At 45.8% G+C, this 17,043-nt stretch carries 16 protein-coding genes; 15 read left to right on the top strand and 1 reads right to left on the bottom strand.

Annotated features, from left to right (window positions below; all coding sequences use genetic code 11):
• The first annotated feature begins 9 nt into the window (after nucleotides 1-9).
• Together EYQ95_RS09560 and EYQ95_RS09565 are read left to right on the top strand one after the other, a co-directional pair.
• On the top strand, nucleotides 10-1,680 hold the full coding sequence (locus tag EYQ95_RS09560) for a long-chain fatty acid--CoA ligase (protein WP_111915961.1): 1,671 nt from the start codon (nucleotides 10-12) through the stop codon (nucleotides 1,678-1,680).
• Between the two features lie 2 nt (nucleotides 1,681-1,682).
• Nucleotides 1,683-2,867, top strand: a complete 1,185-nt coding sequence (locus tag EYQ95_RS09565; protein WP_111915960.1) for a homoserine O-acetyltransferase — start codon at nucleotides 1,683-1,685, stop codon at nucleotides 2,865-2,867.
• Nucleotides 2,868-3,077: 210 nt separating this feature from the next.
• Here the strand turns inward: EYQ95_RS09565 and EYQ95_RS09570 are convergent, their stop codons facing one another.
• Entirely contained in the window at nucleotides 3,078-4,034 is a 957-nt protein-coding gene (locus tag EYQ95_RS09570; RefSeq protein ID WP_111915959.1) for an AraC family transcriptional regulator, read from the bottom strand.
• A gap of 141 nt (nucleotides 4,035-4,175) precedes the next feature.
• On the opposite strand from EYQ95_RS09570, the gene EYQ95_RS09575 reads away from it, so the two are divergent.
• From EYQ95_RS09575 to EYQ95_RS09635, 13 genes are all read left to right on the top strand, one after another.
• Nucleotides 4,176-5,516 carry an NAD(P)/FAD-dependent oxidoreductase gene (locus EYQ95_RS09575; protein ID WP_111915958.1) on the top strand — a complete coding sequence of 447 codons (1,341 nt, stop codon included), beginning with the start codon at nucleotides 4,176-4,178 and terminating at the stop codon, nucleotides 5,514-5,516.
• Complete coding sequence (locus tag EYQ95_RS09580) at nucleotides 5,509-6,426, top strand: bile acid:sodium symporter family protein (RefSeq protein ID WP_111915957.1); 918 nt, start codon at nucleotides 5,509-5,511, stop codon at nucleotides 6,424-6,426. Before EYQ95_RS09575 ends, EYQ95_RS09580 begins: the two co-directional genes overlap by 8 nt.
• Before the next feature lie 5 nt (nucleotides 6,427-6,431).
• Nucleotides 6,432-7,361, top strand: a complete 930-nt coding sequence (locus tag EYQ95_RS09585; protein WP_111915956.1) for an SDR family oxidoreductase — start codon at nucleotides 6,432-6,434, stop codon at nucleotides 7,359-7,361.
• 36 nt (nucleotides 7,362-7,397) lie between these two features.
• Nucleotides 7,398-8,204, top strand: a complete 807-nt coding sequence (locus EYQ95_RS09590; RefSeq protein ID WP_111915955.1) for an SDR family oxidoreductase — start codon at nucleotides 7,398-7,400, stop codon at nucleotides 8,202-8,204.
• Nucleotides 8,194-8,940, top strand: coding sequence for a sulfite exporter TauE/SafE family protein (locus tag EYQ95_RS09595; RefSeq protein ID WP_207801106.1), 747 nt, complete (start codon nucleotides 8,194-8,196; stop codon nucleotides 8,938-8,940). Before EYQ95_RS09590 ends, EYQ95_RS09595 begins: the two co-directional genes overlap by 11 nt.
• Before the next feature lie 207 nt (nucleotides 8,941-9,147).
• Nucleotides 9,148-11,529: a TonB-dependent receptor domain-containing protein gene (locus EYQ95_RS09600; RefSeq protein WP_111915954.1), complete on the top strand. Its 2,382-nt coding sequence runs from the start codon at nucleotides 9,148-9,150 to the stop codon at nucleotides 11,527-11,529.
• A 71-nt stretch (nucleotides 11,530-11,600) separates the two neighbouring features.
• Nucleotides 11,601-12,182, top strand: a complete 582-nt coding sequence (locus tag EYQ95_RS09605) for a PepSY-associated TM helix domain-containing protein (protein WP_207916323.1) — start codon at nucleotides 11,601-11,603, stop codon at nucleotides 12,180-12,182.
• 24 nt (nucleotides 12,183-12,206) lie between these two features.
• Nucleotides 12,207-12,719, top strand: a complete 513-nt coding sequence (locus EYQ95_RS09610) for a DUF2271 domain-containing protein (protein WP_111915952.1) — start codon at nucleotides 12,207-12,209, stop codon at nucleotides 12,717-12,719.
• Between the two features lie 38 nt (nucleotides 12,720-12,757).
• Complete coding sequence (locus tag EYQ95_RS09615) at nucleotides 12,758-13,582, top strand: DUF4198 domain-containing protein (protein ID WP_207916366.1); 825 nt, start codon at nucleotides 12,758-12,760, stop codon at nucleotides 13,580-13,582.
• Between the two features lie 15 nt (nucleotides 13,583-13,597).
• Nucleotides 13,598-14,893, top strand: a complete 1,296-nt coding sequence (locus EYQ95_RS09620) for an NADPH cytochrome P450 oxidoreductase family protein (protein WP_111915950.1) — start codon at nucleotides 13,598-13,600, stop codon at nucleotides 14,891-14,893.
• 107 nt (nucleotides 14,894-15,000) lie between these two features.
• A complete protein-coding gene (locus EYQ95_RS09625) occupies nucleotides 15,001-15,561 on the top strand; it encodes a DUF4377 domain-containing protein (protein WP_111915949.1) in 561 nt (186 codons plus the stop codon).
• 166 nt (nucleotides 15,562-15,727) lie between these two features.
• On the top strand, nucleotides 15,728-16,195 hold the full coding sequence (locus EYQ95_RS09630; RefSeq protein ID WP_111915948.1) for a hypothetical protein: 468 nt from the start codon (nucleotides 15,728-15,730) through the stop codon (nucleotides 16,193-16,195).
• 17 nt (nucleotides 16,196-16,212) lie between these two features.
• Complete coding sequence (locus tag EYQ95_RS09635) at nucleotides 16,213-16,851, top strand: hypothetical protein (protein ID WP_111915947.1); 639 nt, start codon at nucleotides 16,213-16,215, stop codon at nucleotides 16,849-16,851.
• Nucleotides 16,852-17,043: the final 192 nt, after the last annotated feature.

The raw sequence follows: 17,043 nt of genomic DNA on the forward strand, positions 1-17,043 counted from the left end.
GTAGTAGCCATGCAGTATGTTTCTACACAATCTGACCAAGGTAATATTGTGCAGCCGGGTAACATGATGCCCACGCCTATGATGGTTATCGACTTATTGGCTTATGCCAACCAGCGATTTCCACATCAGGAAATTGTGTCTCGGCTACACGACAACAGCATTCATCGCACAACTTACCGGGAAACCTGGAAACGCGTACACAAGCTAGGTCACGCACTGAATAAGCTTGGTGTAAAGCCTGGGATGTTCATTGCGTCTATGGCATGGAACACCCACCGTCACATGGAGCTGTACTACGGTATCGCAGGTGTTGGAGCTGTTTTACACACGGTGAATCCACGTTTATTCAGTGAACAAATTGAATATGTGGTGAACCATGCTGAAGACCAGTATATGTTCGTTGATCCTGGCTTTATTGAGCAATTAGAGCAAAGTTCAGACAACTTCAGCACGGTGAGAGGTTACATTGTTTTATGTAACGAAGATGAAATGCCGGAAACCTCTTTAAGTCCGGTGTACTGCTACGAAACCTTGTTAAAAGACGAACCAGAACATTATGAATGGCCTCGTTTCAATGAAAATGAGGCAGCTTCTCTGTGCTACACCTCCGGAACAACGGGAAACCCGAAAGGCGTTTTATACTCTCATCGAGCTACGGTACTTCATGCGCAAGCTGCGGCGTCACCGGCACTACTCGACTTGCGTGAAGAAACAGTACTCTTACCTATGGTAGCGATGTACCACGTAAGCGCGTGGGGTGCGCCTTATGCTGCGCCGTTGTCGGGCTCGAAATTAGTGTTTCCCGGCCACGGTATGGACGGTGCCAGCATGTGGGAATTAATAGAGAGCGAACAAGTTAACGTTGGCTTGGGCGTTCCTACCATTTGGTTAACGCTACATAATTACCTGCAAGCTGAAGGTGTTCATAAGCTGCCCCTCGAGCGTGTGTGTGTCGGTGGGGCGGCCTCCCCAATGGGCTTAGTGAAAACTTATGACCAGCACTACAACATATATTGGCAACCTATCTGGGGTATGACCGAAACAGGACCTTTAGTAACTTCGCTGCCGCCTTCTCCAAGTTTGGAAAAGATGAGCAATGAAGCGCGTTGGCAACGTCAAACCACAGCCGGAAAAGCTTGTTTTGGTATCGAAATGGAAATCTTCGACAGTGAAGATAAACCATTGCCGCACGACGGAGAGCACTCGGGAGAATTACGTGTACGTGGTCCTTGGATTTGCTCCCAATACTTCAAAAATGATGATTTAAGTAGCTTTCCAAATGGTTGGTTGGCTACGGGCGACATTTCCGTGATCGACGATGAAGGTCACATGAAAGTGGTGGACCGCACCAAAGACGTCATAAAAAGTGGTGGTGAATGGATTAGTTCACTGGAAATAGAGAGCATTGCAAGTCAGCACCCAGCCGTGAACGAATGCTGTGTTATTGGTGTGAAGCACGAAAAATGGGACGAGCGCCCGCTGTTGCTTGTTGTGCTCAATCAAGGGCATGAGCTTTCGAGCAAAGACATGGTCGAGCATCTTACGGGTAAAATCGCGAAGTGGTGGATGCCCGACGCCATGGTGGTGCTTAACGAATTACCGCGTACCGGAACCGGTAAAGTGGTAAAAAAAGACCTTCGCGACCAATATGTAGACTTTCTTATAAAAGGTAAGGATTAACCATGAAACATTTTATTCAAACTGCGGCATTCAGCCTTGCGGTATTGGTGCTAGGCGCGTGTGGAGCGGAGAGCCAAGCGTACCCAATTGTTGAAAAGCAAGAATTCGTGACTGAAAACTTCACAACTCTAGGTGGAGAGGTTATTCCTGAAGTACGTGTGGGTTGGGAAGCGTATGGCGAACTTAACGAAGCGAAAGACAATGTTATTTTAATCACCCATTTTTTCTCGGGCACAAGCCATGCAGCTGGTCGTTACGCAGAGAGTGACGCTGCGCCAGGTTATTGGGACGCCATCATTGGCCCAGGTAAAGCTATCGACACCGATAAATATTATGTAATTAGTTCAGATACGCTAGTAAACCAATCGCCTTACGACCCGAATGTCATCACCACAGGTCCTTCTAGTATTAATCCAGAAACTAATGAGCCTTATGGCTTAGACTTTCCCGTGGTTACGATTCGTGACTTTGTTGAAGTACAGAACTTACTGCTTGAAAGTTTAGGTATTGAGAAGTTACACGCGGTTGTGGGTGCGTCTATGGGCTCTTTACAAGCGTTAGAGTGGTCGATTGCTTATCCTGAAAAAGTAGAACGTATGGCTTCGGTCATTGGCATGGGAGAGAGCGATCCATGGACCATCGCAGCGCTACAGCAATGGGCAAATCCTATTATGCTCGACCCGAACTGGAATGGTGGCGACTATTACGGTGGTGAAAAACCTACAGAAGGTGTGGTTCAAGCATTAATGCAAATTACTTTGCAGGCTCAGCATCCACAAATATTCAATCAGATTCACGCTCAAAGCTCGGCTTCTGAGCCTGCGCCCCTGCAAGATATTTCGGCGAACTTTCAGGCGGTAAATACCTTACGAGCAATGGCAACACAAAGAGCGACCTACGCAGATGCGAACCATATTTTGTATTTAGTACGTGCAAACCAGTTGTTTATGGCGGGTCATGGAGAGAGCTTGGAAGAAGGCTTAGCTAAGATTCAGGCGAAGACACTGTTTTTACCGGCTCAGAACGACTTGTTATTGCAACCTTATCTAGCACAGCGGGTTTATAACATTCTGCAGGAGCAAGGAAATAATACCCAATATGAGGAAATAGTTGGGCCATGGGGCCACTTAGACGGGGTTATTACCATCTCGCAGAAAGCCGAATTGCTTGAAGAATTTTTACAATAAATGACAAAGTTAACAAATTGTAACAAGTTGAAGTGTTGAAACCCTAAATTCACATGATTATAATCATACTGTTCTTGGTTATCGTGTTGAATTAAAGGGAACGAACAGGGCTGTTCCAGTAGTTTGCTGCTGTATTGAGAGGGCAATACATAACGAGAACACTTTCAATACCAAAGCGCACAAGGATGTGTGGCTTTGGAACTTCCATTATTATCCTCTTTTCCGTGGTGTTTCACCAAACCATCTTTTGTAAGCTTTAATGAATGCACTGGCGTCGGAATAACCAAGTTTGTGGGCAATTTCGTCCAAAGGAAGCGCAGTTTGTATTAGTTTCCGAGCAACTTGCTGGCGCGCTAAGTTGCGTATTTGTTTAAAAGACGCACCCTCTTGTTTTAAGTTACGAATCAGGGAGCGTTCTGAACAACGCAAGCGAGTAGCAACTTGCACGCGCGAAAGCTCTGGTTCTTCAACCAACCAATTACTCAATTTTTGCTCCAAAGAAACGCCCTGCAAAGCTCTATGTTGTTGCTCTAAGTCGTTGGTTAACATAGGGAGTAGGCGCTTATTCGCTGTTACCACGGGCAAGGTTAGGGATTGCTTTGGAAAACGAATGCAAGGCGTTGTGCATTGCACTAAAGGCTGCTTCGTATACTTTTTCATTAACGTGGTAAATGACGCACTCGGTTTATTCGGTAAGCCAACCACCATGTCGCTAACACGGTCCCCCGTGAGCTGCTTGGAAAGCTCCATAATACATACCAGTACAGCTTCAATTCTAAGTTGGCGTGTTACTTGATAACGCGGTACGTACTCAAGCGCGAGTAGCGAACCCGTATGCATAACGAATAGGTCGCCCCCGTCACCAATTAAAGCGTAGTAGCGCTGAAACAAACTAATGGCTTCGCCCAAAGTGGAGCAACTTGCTGCTGCATACCCGAGGACGTCCAACTTCAGCGGGTCAATAACTTCGGTCAGTGTGGGTAAAAATTGATGAGCATAAGGAGAGCGTTCTATTTTCGCCCAAAGCTCATCTTGCTCGGTTAGGCTGACTCGACTATTTTGCCTTTCGAACTGCTCACGCCAAGCTAAGTTATTGCTTTGAATAACTTTTGATTGGTGCGCTGCAAGTAAAACCGTGCGCTGATATGAATATGAAACTTCAGCCATAATGATTTGATTTAGATAATTCGTGCCATAATGTGACACGAATTAACGATAATTGCACGGTTTAACCGTGTGTTGATGAATTTTTGAATTAAGATGAGCGGTCTATTACTTGATATTTGAACAACTGAAAAGGAAGTAGCGATGAGCGAGAGCCAAACAAGACCTTATGCGGTAATTGGTGCAGGCCCAATGGGGCTTGTTATGGCGCGAGAGCTAGCGCGTTACGGCGTGCCTTTTCAAGGGTTTGAGCTTCACTCTGGTGCCGGTGGGTTATGGGATATAGAAAACCCACATAGCACCATGTACGAAAGTGCTCATTTGATTAGTTCGAAAACTATGACCGAGCTGAAAGAGTTTCCAATGCCGGATTCGGTTGCCACCTACCCTAGCCATAGGGATGTTGGCGCTTATTTTAAGGCTTACGCAAAGCATTTTAACCTAGACGAGCAATACCAATACAACGCTAAAGTTCTTGGAATCGAGAAAGTTGAGAGCGACTATTGGAAGATAACCTGGGAGAACACGCAAACTGGTGATACTCAGGTATTTGATGCTCAGGGCGTACTTATTGCCACGGGAACATTGCACTACCCGAATATGCCGAAAGTTCCAGGTAATTTTACGGGTGAAGTTATTCACTCTGGCGACTATAAAAAGGCAGAAAGCTTTAAAGACCAACGCGTACTTATCGTGGGTTGTGGCAATAGCGGCTGTGACATTGCAGTAGATGCCGTTCATCACGCGAAGTCAGTGGGTTTGAGTGTGCGCCGCGGGTACTACTTTTTGCCTAAGTTTGTACTCGGTAAGGCAATTGACACGCTTGGGGGTAAACTCAAGTTACCTGGAAAGCTTAAACGCTGGGTAGACAGCTTAATTGTAAGGGCGCTGGTGGGTAAGCCAAGCCAATACGGTTTGCCAGAGCCTGACTATCGCTTGTATGAGTCTCACCCGGTTATGAACTCTTTGATTTTGCATCATCTAGGTCATGGCGATATTTCACCCATGGGCTCGATTACCGACACGCAAGATAAACTAGTGAAGTTTCACGACGGGAAAGAAGCCGAGTTCGACAAAATCGTATTTGCTACGGGTTATAAGCTGAAGTTTCCATTCATCGATCAAAAATACTTAAATTGGCAAACCTCAGCACCGCATTTGTACCTTAATGTGTTTAATCCAAACGAACCAAATGTTTGCATGTTAGGCATGGTCGAAGCCACTGGATTAGGCTGGCAGGGCCGCGCCGACCAAGCAAAAATGGTTGCTCTCTACCTGAAAGCTCAGCAGGGCTTAGGCGTTCCGTCTGCAATAGAGCATCGTATTGAGGAAAACAACACTGACTTAAGCGGTGGTATGAAGTATTTAAAACTAGACCGCATGTCGTATTACGTGCACAAGGAAACTTATTTGGGTCTTTTAAGTGACCATATTGCTAAACTGGAGAATCATTTGAATCTCAAGGACAGCAATACAAATGCTTGATCAGGTCACTATTGAATTTAATCCAAGCAGTTTAGTTATTTTGAACATCACCATGGCTTTAATGATGTTCGGCGTGTCACTAGGGCTAAAAGTAAGCGACTTCAAAGCTATTTTAAAGTCGCCGAAAGCCCCAGTAACTGGGCTTATAACGCAATTCTTCATATTGCCAGCTGCTACCTTTGGTTTAATCGTTTGGCTGCAACCCGAGCCGGGATTGGCTTTGGGTATGATGCTGGTTTCGGCGTGTCCGGGCGGAAGTTTTTCAAACGTAATGACCTTTCTTGCTCGAGGCAATGTAGCTACTTCGGTGTCGATGACTGCCGTTTCTAGTGCCGCGTCATTATTGCTTACTCCGCTCAACTTTCTGTTTTATGCCAATGCCTACGAGCCTACCGCAAACATTGTTGACAGCATTGCTCTAGATCCAATACAGGTTGTGGTATTGGTGGTTCTTGTGCTCGGTATTCCATTACTACTTGGCATGACGGTAGGTAACCGATTTCCTAATCTTCTTCCTAGAATTGAAACTCCTTTTCGTTGGACAGCGTTAGGTATTTTCTTGGTCTTTGTCGCTATTGCATTCAAAACCAACTTCTCTTTATTCCTTGAACATTATGCTGCCTTCGCAGGTTATGTGCTTCTTCACAATGCTTTGGCTTTGTCGTTGGGGTATGGCATGGCCAAGCTAACTCGCCAGCCCGAAGCTGATGTGCGTGCGGTAACGCTAGAGGTGGGTATTCAAAACTCAGGCTTAGGCTTAGTTATTTTATTTACCTTTATGGCGAATCAAGGCGCTGCAATTTTAATTGCTGCATTTTGGGGAATTTGGCACTTAGTGAGTGGTATTAGCCTTTCAACATTCTGGTCGCGTCGACCACCTGAAGCCACTGCAATAACGAACAAGGACTAAAAGTAATGCGCGTAGTGATCACTGGAGCTGCCGGATATATAGGCTCGCAGTTAGCGAAAAAATTAATTCATCTCGGTGTTAACGTGTTGGGTTTGGACATTGTAAGTAAACCCGCAAGTGAAATGGGTTTCGACATCGAAAAAATGGATATTCGCGACCCTAACCTTGGAGAGCGGCTACGTGAATTTGGAACCACGCATGTTGTGCATTTGGCGTCTATTGTTAGCCCCGGAGCAAACGAAGAGTTGGAATACGACATCGACGTCAATGGCACGCGCAATGTGGTTGAAGGCTGTTTATTTGCAGGGGTGAAGCACCTTACGGTTACTAGCAGCGGCGCAGCATACGGGTATCATGCCGACAACCCCGCTTGGTTGAAAGAAACCGACACGCTTCGAGGTAATGACGCTTTTTCATATAGTCGCCACAAACGTATTGTGGAAGAAATGCTTGCGCAATATCGCGAAGGTCACCCTACGCTACAACAGCTTATTTTGCGTCCCGGCACAGTTTTGGGCGACACGACTAAAAACATGATTACTCAGTTGTTCGCGCGTAAGTCGGTATTGGCGATACGCGGTTACGACTCGCCATTTGTCTTTATTTGGGACAAAGATCTCATAGAAATTCTGACTCGTGGAGTGAGCGAAAGCATTACAGGAATTTATAACGTAGCAGGCGACGGTGCGGTGACGGTCAAGGAACTCGCGGGAATTATGCGCAAGCCATTAAGGCAGCTACCTGCAGGATTGGTACGCTCGGTGCTATGGGTAACGCATAGTTTGGGGTTATCTCAAGCTGGACCTAACCATTTGTTGTTTCTACAGTTTCGACCGGTTTTGGACAATGCACGCCTAAAAAGCGAATTTGGTTACCAACCCGAGAAGTCTAGCGTGGAAGTGTTTAAATACTTCCTCAAACATCAGAAATCATAACGCTTTGGCGTGTAGTCTTTTTTAAAGGTTCCCGATATGAATAAAACAGCGGTGATCACAGGCGGTGCACAAGGGCTTGGATTAGCCATGGCAAAGCAACTCGCCAAGCAGAACTGGCATTTGATGTTATTAGACATCGACGGAGAAAAGCTTAAGTCTGCCAAAAGTGAGCTTGAGGCTATAGGCCAAGGTCGCACCGAAACCTACGACTTAGACTTAACTGACGACGAGGACATTCAAAGCTTTTTGTCAGGTTTAAGTTTAACGCAAGAGCCGATTCATTTACTGATCAACAATGCAGGCATTACCCATCGTAGCTCGGCAAACTACACTGATCAGGAAGTTTTTGACCGTGTTATGGCGCTGAACTGGCGTGCGGCGGTGCAGTTAACCCGCGGATTACTTCCTGCGCTGCAAGACGGACAAGGCGTTGTTACGGTCATTGGTAGTATGGCTGGCTGGTTGCCCCTACCTGGGCGTGCTGCATACTGCGCATCGAAAGCGGCGGTGAATCAGCACTTTGAAACTTGGCGGCCAGAACTAAAACGCAAAGGCATCGACGTTACTTTATGCTTCCCCAGCTTCTTGGACACCGGAATTGCCAAGCACGCATTGGGTACCGACGGCCTGCACGCGCAAACTCAACGTTCTACTGTGGGAAGCGTAGGGTCCGCAGACGACATGGCTAAGCATATTGTAGTGAGTAGCTTAAAGCGTAAACCCAGAGTTTGGGGGCACCAATTCACAGCAAGGTTGGGTTACTATATTTGGCATTTACTGCCTGCTTTGTACCGCCGAATTACTTGGAAGAAATTTAACGAGGACATTATTCGTGGCGATTGATATTCAATGGACCTGGGTGCTGTTAGGTTTATTTATTTGGGTAGCTTTTACGTCAGAGTCGATGACCGGATTTGGCAGTATTGTTATTGCGCTTGCGCTCGGAAGTACCCTATTCCCTATTCCGCAGCTGCTTACAATCTTGGTTCCGCTTAGTGTGGTGATGACCAGTACGCTTATAATTAAACATTACCGCGACATACACTTCGCTCTGCTACTTAAAACAATACTACCCGCAATGGGCATAGGTATGGTGGTAGGCATTGTATTGGTGAATTACCTACAAGCCGACGCATTAAAAGCGATGTTCGCCATATTGATTCTATGGTTCGCAGGACGCGAGCTTTATAAAATATATCGCGGCATTGCGGTGAAGCCTAAACCTTCTTGGTGGCAGCCAATCTGGACGTTTTTTGCAGGAATAACGCACGGACTTTTTGCTTCTGGCGGACCTTTACTCGTGTATGCATTGAATACAAAGGGCATACCCAAAGCTCAATTTCGCGCAACCTTGGTGAGTGTGTGGTTCGGTTTAAATGTGAGTTACACCATCATTATGCTTGCACAACAAAAAGTGCAGCCAGTTTTGCCCGTTATTCTCGCGTATATTCCGGTGCTAGCGCTTGCGGTTTGGGCTGGTAGCTATTTGCACGACAAGGTTTCCGACACCGGTTTTCGAAAAGTTATCTACCTTTTGCTCATCGTCTCCGGGCTTAGCATGTTGCTCAGCACTCTCTAATTAGCTTCCTTTCACTATCTGCTTATTTTTATCGCCCCTTTTATGGGGCGACTTACTTTCTATAACGCAACGACGAAACCAAACTATACCCTTACTACACAAATAAGAACCATTCTCATTTTCATTGACAGCGCTAAATGAGAATAGTTATCATCTTCGCGCAATGTGATTTCTGTGGCAGGCACAAGCACTTTTAAGGGGATAAAAATGAAGAACTTTGCACCGAACATGGTTGCATTAGTAGTGGCTAGCGCTTTAACTACGCCGGCTTTTGCGAGTGAAACAGACAACGAAGTACCTGACGGAATCGAGCGTATTGTTGTTACTGCTTCAGGGTTTGAGCAAAAAATTACCGAGGCACCTGCCAGTATTTCAGTTATTACAGCCGAAGAATTAAGAGCAACTTCTTTTACCTCGTTGCTCGACGCGGTGAAGTTCCAAGAAGGCGTAGACATTGGAACTACGCGCGACAAAACAGGGCAAGGCAGCATTAGCATGCGCGGCTTAACAGGTGAATATACGCTTATTCTGGTCGACGGCCGCCGTCAGAATAACCATGGTGATATTTACCCAAACAATTTCGGTGGGAACGCCTTTAACCATATTCCACCTTTAGAAGCTATTGAGCGTATCGAGGTCATTCGTGGCCCTGCTTCAACATTGTATGGTTCCGACGCTCTAGGCGGTGTAGTTAATATTATTACCAAAAAGCACACTGATGAATGGGCAGGCGCTGTAACATTTGCCCGTAGTATTCAAACGAACGATGAATTCGGTGATGACTTCACGACCGACTTCAGCTTAATGGGACCTCTCGTTGAAAATGTACTCAGTACTGGTATTCGCGGAAGCATATACGATCAGCAAGCCTCGAGTCCTACTTTCGAGCCCGCAACAGACCCAAATGGAACGGTACATAACCGTTCATTAGGTTTTGGCGGCGGTGGCCGCACGGTAGATAACTCAGACGAGCACGTGGGCCTTACACTGTCGTGGACTCCCTCAAGTAATCAAAGAATCACTTTCGACTTCGACACGTCTAGCCAAACTTATGACAACTCGCCAAGTTACGACGTAGAAAACGGAGAAATTACCTATCCTCTTGGCACTAAAGACAATATTGAAGCGCTTTGGCAAGCTCGAGGTGGTCAGGTGAATCCGCGTGCTGGTTATGCGGCTGATCAATCATTCGACCGCACATGGTGGTCGGTTGCTCATCATGGCGAATGGTCTTTTGGTAAAAGTTTCATTGCACTTTCTTACGTAGACACGCAAAACAATGGCCGAACGTTACCGTTGTCGGTTTCAGAGCGTTTGTTGTTGCAAGAAATGTATGACGGCACCGGTGACTACGAAGGTATGACTGAAGAAGAGCGTAAAGCTCTAGCAGAAGATACATTCTTACCGCGGCCAGATCGTCCGCTAGACAGCAACCAATACACGGTAGACATGCGTTTAGACATTCCGTTTTCTGGTGACTGGGGATACAACAAGTTTGTTATTGGCGGCCAGATTATTGATGGTGAACTAAAAGACGGTGTGTTTGGGTTAGAGGACGGTTCTCCAGGAGCCATTCAAGAACAGCAAATGTACTCTGTTTTCATCGAAGACAATTGGACTCCGGTAGAGTCGTTCACGGTTACTGCAGGCGTGCGTTATGACGACCATGACGTGTTCGGTAGCCATGTTTCGCCTAGGCTGTACGCGGTTTATCACCTAGCTGACAACTGGACCTTAAAAGGGGGTGTGAGTACAGGTTATAAAACGCCACAAACTACAGACCTTTACGACGGTATTACCGGGTTTGGTGGGCAAGGTACTAGCCCATTTGCGGGTAACCCAGAGTTAGAGCCGGAAACCAGCGTGAACTCTGAAATTGCGTTGTACTGGACTTCGCCGTATAGCGAGCACAACTTCAATGTGACGTATTTCAATACTCAGTTCGAAGACAAAATAGCACGCGGGGACACTATTCAAAGCTGTGAAACGACAGGTGGTGTGCGTCCTTGTGTGAATTTAGGTGAGTATGACCAGTTAGGCTACGACACCTACAGCCAGAAAATAAACATCGACGAAGTAGACTTGCAAGGTATTGAAATTGCTGGTCAATACACATTCTTCGACGGTTTTTACTTCCGCGGTAATTACACCTGGACTGACAGCGAACAAATGAGCGGTCCGGAAGTAGGTTTACCGCTTACGAATACCGCAGAGCACATGGCTAACCTATTCCTAAACTGGGAGATTCGCCAAGGCTTTAGCACTTACATTCAGGCGGAGCTACGCTCTGATCGCTACCGCGGCTATGACTCGGTAGGTGAGCGCGAGCTGTACTACAAAAACTACGGCTTGTTGAACGCAGGCGTACGCTATCAGTTAACCGATAGCACCGCTTTAAACTTGCGTGTAAACAACTTACTCGACCGCGACTTTACCTCATACACCACTAATTATGTCGACTTGAACGACGACGGTGTATACGAGTACCTAACCGGTCGTGGTGTAACGAGTGAAGTGCAGTTTACCGACGACTACAACGTGAAAGACAAAGCTCGTAACTTCTGGGTCGGTTTAACCGTTAACTTCTAACCCTGGCTGGGGCGCACGTTCAAATGTGCAAGTGCGCCCCTTTTTTATTGATTTTAGAAAAGAGAAATCGTGTGGGAACAGTTCGACAATGGCACTGGATAAGCGGAGCAATCACTTTGGTGGGTATGCTCTTGTTTGCGGTTACAGGAATAACTTTGAATCACGCTGGTGCTATTCCGAGCGAACCTCAAATTGTTGAGGTAGAGGGTGTACTACCTGAGCCTTTGCTAGAGAGTTTGCGCCAATTACCCGAGGGCGAAGTGCTATTGCCGGCTAATTTGCGACGACATCTAGACACCGAATTCGATGTTTCCATACCCAGTGTAAAAGGAGAATGGGACGGCATTGAGTTCTACTTAGCGTTGGCTAAACCAGGGTCCGACGCTTGGATAGCGATAGACACTGAATTCTCTGAATTTATTTATGAGTCGACCAAGCGAGGTTGGGTGGCTTATTTCAATGACCTGCACAAAGGACGAGACACCGGTTTGGCCTGGAGAGTTTTTATCGATGCCTTTTCTGTGGTGTGCATCGTGTTTTGTGTAACGGGTTTAATTTTGTTGTTTAGGCAGTCTAGCCATCGGGCTTCTACATGGCCGATTACCACGCTAGGTGTGCTTATTCCTGTAGTCATTATTTTGCTCTTTGTGTAGCCAGAAGGATTCTTAGGAGACTTTATGAAGTATGTGAACAAATTTGTATGGCTTGCTGTGTTATTTGCGGGTTCATCGAGCGCCGCCGAGCTTGCTTTAAATGTAGAAATTCCACGCTTGAATGTAGCTGAATATCACAAGCCCTATGTGGGAATTTGGATTGAAAACTCGCGTCGCCAAGCTACCCAAGTTGCGGTGTGGTACGACGTAGAAATGGCGAATCAAGAAGGAGAAGAGTGGCTTAAAGATATGCGCCAATGGTGGCGCAGAGGTGGTCGCGCACTCGAATTGCCGGTAGACGGTCTTTCTGGTGCAACCCGTGGACCTGGAGTGCACCAGCTTCAAACAGAACTTACCGATGCCATTAAAAACCTGCCCGAAGGTGAATATACGTTGCGTATTGAAGCCGCAAGAGAAGTGGGTGGAAGAGAGTTGTTAAGCCTTACTTTTTCTCTACCTCTTGAAACTAATGAATTTCCTATCCAAGCGCGCGGCAACTCTGAGTTGGGGCTAGCGACGCTAAATTTATCTGAATAAGAACAGCGAAATTAAAACGGAGACAAGATATGAATAATCTGAAAACGAAAATCGTGCTAGGTGCGTTAGTTTCTTTAACAGCGTTGTCGTTCCCTGCTGACGCCCACCGCGCGTGGTTAAAGCCGAGTGCTACCGTACTTTCTGGTGACGCCCCTTTTATTACCGTAGATGCGGCAATTTCGAATACGCTATTTCATGCGGACCACCATGCAATGTCTTTAAATGGCGTTGAAGTGACTGCGCCAAACGGTACCTCGCTTGAATTGTTAAACTCGTCATCAGGCAAATACCGAAGTGTGTTCGACTTAGAGTTAACGCAGCAAGGCACGTATCGTATTGCGTCTGCTTCGGCAGGGCTTCGCGCGTTCTGGCGAGACGAGGAAGGTAATCGTAAAATGTGGCCGGGTCGCGGACAGCAAGCAAACGAGTCTGAATTTGCTACTGCGGTTCCGCAAAATGCTGACGAATTACGTGTTATGCGTAGCTCACGCCGCATTGAGTCGTTTGCAACTGTAGGTGCACCCACTTATGAAGTGCTTGAACCAACAGGGCATGGCTTAGAGCTAGCTTTCCATACTCATCCGAACGACTTGTACGCGACTGAAACAGCTACATTCCAATTTTTTATCGACGGTGAACCGGCAGCTGGCGTGGAAGTTGAGGTTGTGCGCGGTGGTATGCGCTATCGCAATAGCCAAGAAGAGATAACACTGGTTTCCAATGCTGAGGGCATGGTTGAAGTAACCTGGCCAGAAGCTGGCATGTATTTCATGGAAGCTAGCTACCAAGACGACCAAGCAGCTGCGCCTGCAACCATTCGCAGTGGTGGTTATGCGGGCACATTTGAAGTGTTGCCTTTATAAGTAGCCAACCCAGAAATGAGCGAGTTTCAAAGCATTAGCTTAGCTTTATTTCTAACCGTTGCATGGGCTGTTTGGGCAGCCCGTGTGGCGTACGTGCAACGGCGCAAGAAAAGTGGAAAGCTGGCTGACCTATCTAGCGAGTCATCATTAATTGCTTTTGCTAGCCAAACGGGAACCGCTGAATTACTCGCCAAAAAGCTGGCTGCGCAACAAGATTGTGCAGCTGTTGCTTTCGATCAATTGACGTTAGAACACATGAGCGCGCTCGAAAACATCACTTTCGTGGTGAGCACTTATGGAGACGGCGAACCACCCGATAACGGGCGAAAGCTATTTAAGCAGCTTGGCCGTTCGAGTGTTCATTTCCCACGCTTAAAATTCTCCGTGGTGGCGTTAGGCGATAAAACCTACCCCGACTTTTGTGCATTCGGGTATGCGTTACAGCAACGAATGCTTCAGGCTGGGGCTACTGAATTTAAAAGCATTGAATTGCATGACCGAATTACCGCTGAAGAAATTGGAACCGCGAACCACGTCAAACCGGTTTCATTGCGTTTAATAAGGCAGCAACGGCTTAATAAAGGACCTTCAGACGGTTTATTTGAGCTTGAATTCGAGGTGTTAGACAAAACGGCGGTATGGCAAGCCGGTGATTTGGTCGACTTTAAGCTTCCCAATGCCTACCAAGACCCACACATGAGAACCTACTCAATCGCTTCGGTACCTGAAGAAGGCGTTTTAAAGCTGATTGTGCGTCAGTATAAGCAAGAAAATGGTGAATTCGGCGTTTGCTCCAAATGGCTTACCTTTACGTTAACGGAAGGTGATGTTGTTGATGGCTACATTCGTGAAAACAAGGTTTGCCACCTTGAAGATATGCACAGCCCGATATTAAAGATAGCTACCGGTAGTGGACTGGCTGGAGTAAGAAGCCAGGTTATGCAGCGCAAACAAAACGGTGAGCATGGCCCAATTTGGCTTATTTACGGAGAGCGTTACCCAGAGCAAGACGAACCTTTAGCCGACGAATTACAGCAGTGGCTAGAAGAGGGAACGCTAAAGCAGCTCGACAAAGTATTTTCCCGGCAGTCGATTTCCCAAAGCGAAACCGCACCCCGCTACGTGCAAGACAAAATTGCAGAGCAAGCTCAAGAAATTCAAAAGTTCATTCAGCAAAACGGCCATATTTACGTGTGTGGCCGACACCACTCCATGGGCGTAGAAGTTGACCTTGCCTTACAAAAACTATTCGGCGAGGCAGAATACGAACGCCTTGTGGACGAGCATCGGTATCATCGGGATACGTATTAGTACCTAATCGAAAGGTTTATATACTTTTACTTTGTTTAGTTTTTACCCCAAAGCAATTGTTGATAATGTATGCTTTAGTGGTTGATGCAATACAAAGGAAATAGAACATGGTAAAAGGAATTAAACAAAACACTCTTCTTGCCGTCACATTTTTGCTTCTTATGGTCGGCTGTGATTTAAGCTCTAACGACAATGAGCAAATTACCGTAACAATCAGCAGTACTCCCCAACTCTGCCACCACTCTTGGGAATATGCGACGCTTTGCTCTCCAGCAGTGACAGACTCTTCTGGTGCTTCTAGGGCGTTTAGTCCAATCATAGACTTTGAATATGAGTTCGGAACTGAATATGAATTACTACTGGAAGTCATTGAAATAAAAAACCCACCAGAGGACTCATCCGCGTACGAATATAAAATTTTAAGAACTATTCGCCAAGAGCAAGACCCTATTGGAACCACTTATGTATACCAAGATGTGTCACTCACCAATGACGCATTCGTATCTGTGGGTAATGGCATTTACTCGCTTCCACCGTACGAATTTCAGTGCGCAGAAAACGTCGACTGCGACACACTTGTAGGTATGGCAAATAGCGGCGGTGTTGTGTCGATAGAGCTCACTATGATCGGTGGAGAAATACCTGTAGCTGTGACTGTTTGGAACTAGTGTGTGGGCCAATTCGTGAGAGAAACTCTTCAAGATTTAAGCCAAACGATTAGTTCTTTTGTGAATGACGGATTGTTTAATTCCACTCATCCTCAGATTGAGACTCTTCGGCGGGTGAGAGAACTTTAACTAATAAGAAGACTGTGCACTATTTGGGAGTAACATAATGAGAACTCTTGGTTTTTGTTCAATGATACTAATCTGTTTTTCAGTGTGCGGAGAAGAGTATTTTTCAAACGATGAGATTGTGAGTGATTCACTAGAGGCTGTTCATTTGTGTTTGAAAGAATACTCTGAGCTTTTTGAATCTGGCCTTAGTGAAGAAGTTGATAGGGTTTATGTTCATTTCTCTCCGGAGGTTATGGGGGTAATTTTTACACGCGGTGAAGCTGGGTCATTTGGAGAGCGAAGCAATAACTATCGTGCTTTTTTGAGCTGTGGTGTAAGCATGTCCCCTAGTTTTCAAATATATTTTTTAGGCTCACCTAGTTTAGAGCCATTGATAGAACTCTCAGGAGCAAACGATTTCGACAATGCATTGTATAGCCAGGCGTTCAGAGAGCTTATGTTCGTATGGGATGGAGATAAATTCAATTTTCACGATATTAAAATTTCAAGTGTCTCTTATCAGTGAATGTTTGGTAGGCGTGAATGCTATTTCAATCAGCAGACCTCAAGATGATTATTAAGGGCATATTTCTTGCCGTGTGTGGATTGTTTTTCTCATCCTTTGCGCACGGAAGTACAGCGCTAGGTGTGAATTGGTATTCAATCATAGATATACCGTCGAATGGAATGGTTCTACAGGTCTCTCATCTATATTTAGGTGCAGGAGATAAACGCGCTTTTTTCGAGCTGGAGGGTTGCTCAGATCAGTCGTCCTTTTTTGAAATCGAAAAGGATTCGGATGGATTGCGTTATTTTTCCGAGTTTGAACTAGAACATTGTGACTTCTCAGGGGAAATTCGATTGACGATGTATTTCGAAGAAATTGATGGAGAGCTTAGAGAAATAGATTCATACACCCCCAAGCTTGGATATGTAGAAGCTGAGGCAATTGAAGTTTACTCAGCATCTTGTAGAACCGAATTATTTTATATGGGTCAAACCCCGGAAGCTCTTCTTAATAGGAGCGTTGAAGTACAAGTTGTCAATAACGGGACCATATCAACGATTAATGCTTTTGAAGTAAAGGCAGGACACTTTTTTAAATTCGATCATAAATTAGAGAACATGAGTTGTGAGACTATAACCGAGTTGCGCGTCGGTAACGTGAACCTCGTCTTATAATGCTACGTCGACTCTTCTCAAATTAGGGGGAAGAAAGGTTAACCATTTGATAGTCGTTGCAACAAAACCTGAGATTGTTTGGACATAACCATCTAATATGATGTTCGGTTTTAGTCTGCCGCTACATCTTCGACACGTGAACATCTATATAATTTAAAAAGCTTGAGAGGCTGTTAATGAAGTCCAGAATAT

Source organism: Lysobacter sp. N42, from assembly GCF_004344885.1.

Excerpts from the sequence above, each read along its gene's own strand:
- EYQ95_RS09585 (WP_111915956.1), top strand. The coding sequence starts at position 6,432 with ATGCGCGTAGTGATCACTGGAGCTGCCGGATATATAGGCTCGCAGTTA.
- EYQ95_RS09560 (WP_111915961.1), top strand. The coding sequence starts at position 10 with ATGCAGTATGTTTCTACACAATCTGACCAAGGTAATATTGTGCAGCCG.
- EYQ95_RS09565 (WP_111915960.1), top strand. The coding sequence starts at position 1,683 with ATGAAACATTTTATTCAAACTGCGGCATTCAGCCTTGCGGTATTGGTG.
- EYQ95_RS09590 (WP_111915955.1), top strand. The coding sequence starts at position 7,398 with ATGAATAAAACAGCGGTGATCACAGGCGGTGCACAAGGGCTTGGATTA.
- EYQ95_RS09580 (WP_111915957.1), top strand. The coding sequence starts at position 5,509 with ATGCTTGATCAGGTCACTATTGAATTTAATCCAAGCAGTTTAGTTATT.
- EYQ95_RS09620 (WP_111915950.1), top strand. The coding sequence starts at position 13,598 with ATGAGCGAGTTTCAAAGCATTAGCTTAGCTTTATTTCTAACCGTTGCA.
- EYQ95_RS09625 (WP_111915949.1), top strand. The coding sequence starts at position 15,001 with ATGGTAAAAGGAATTAAACAAAACACTCTTCTTGCCGTCACATTTTTG.
- EYQ95_RS09610 (WP_111915952.1), top strand. The coding sequence starts at position 12,207 with ATGAAGTATGTGAACAAATTTGTATGGCTTGCTGTGTTATTTGCGGGT.
- EYQ95_RS09630 (WP_111915948.1), top strand. The coding sequence starts at position 15,728 with ATGAGAACTCTTGGTTTTTGTTCAATGATACTAATCTGTTTTTCAGTG.
- EYQ95_RS09600 (WP_111915954.1), top strand. The coding sequence starts at position 9,148 with ATGAAGAACTTTGCACCGAACATGGTTGCATTAGTAGTGGCTAGCGCT.
- EYQ95_RS09635 (WP_111915947.1), top strand. The coding sequence starts at position 16,213 with ATGCTATTTCAATCAGCAGACCTCAAGATGATTATTAAGGGCATATTT.
- EYQ95_RS09575 (WP_111915958.1), top strand. The coding sequence starts at position 4,176 with ATGAGCGAGAGCCAAACAAGACCTTATGCGGTAATTGGTGCAGGCCCA.
- EYQ95_RS09570 (WP_111915959.1), bottom strand. The coding sequence starts at position 4,034 with ATGGCTGAAGTTTCATATTCATATCAGCGCACGGTTTTACTTGCAGCG.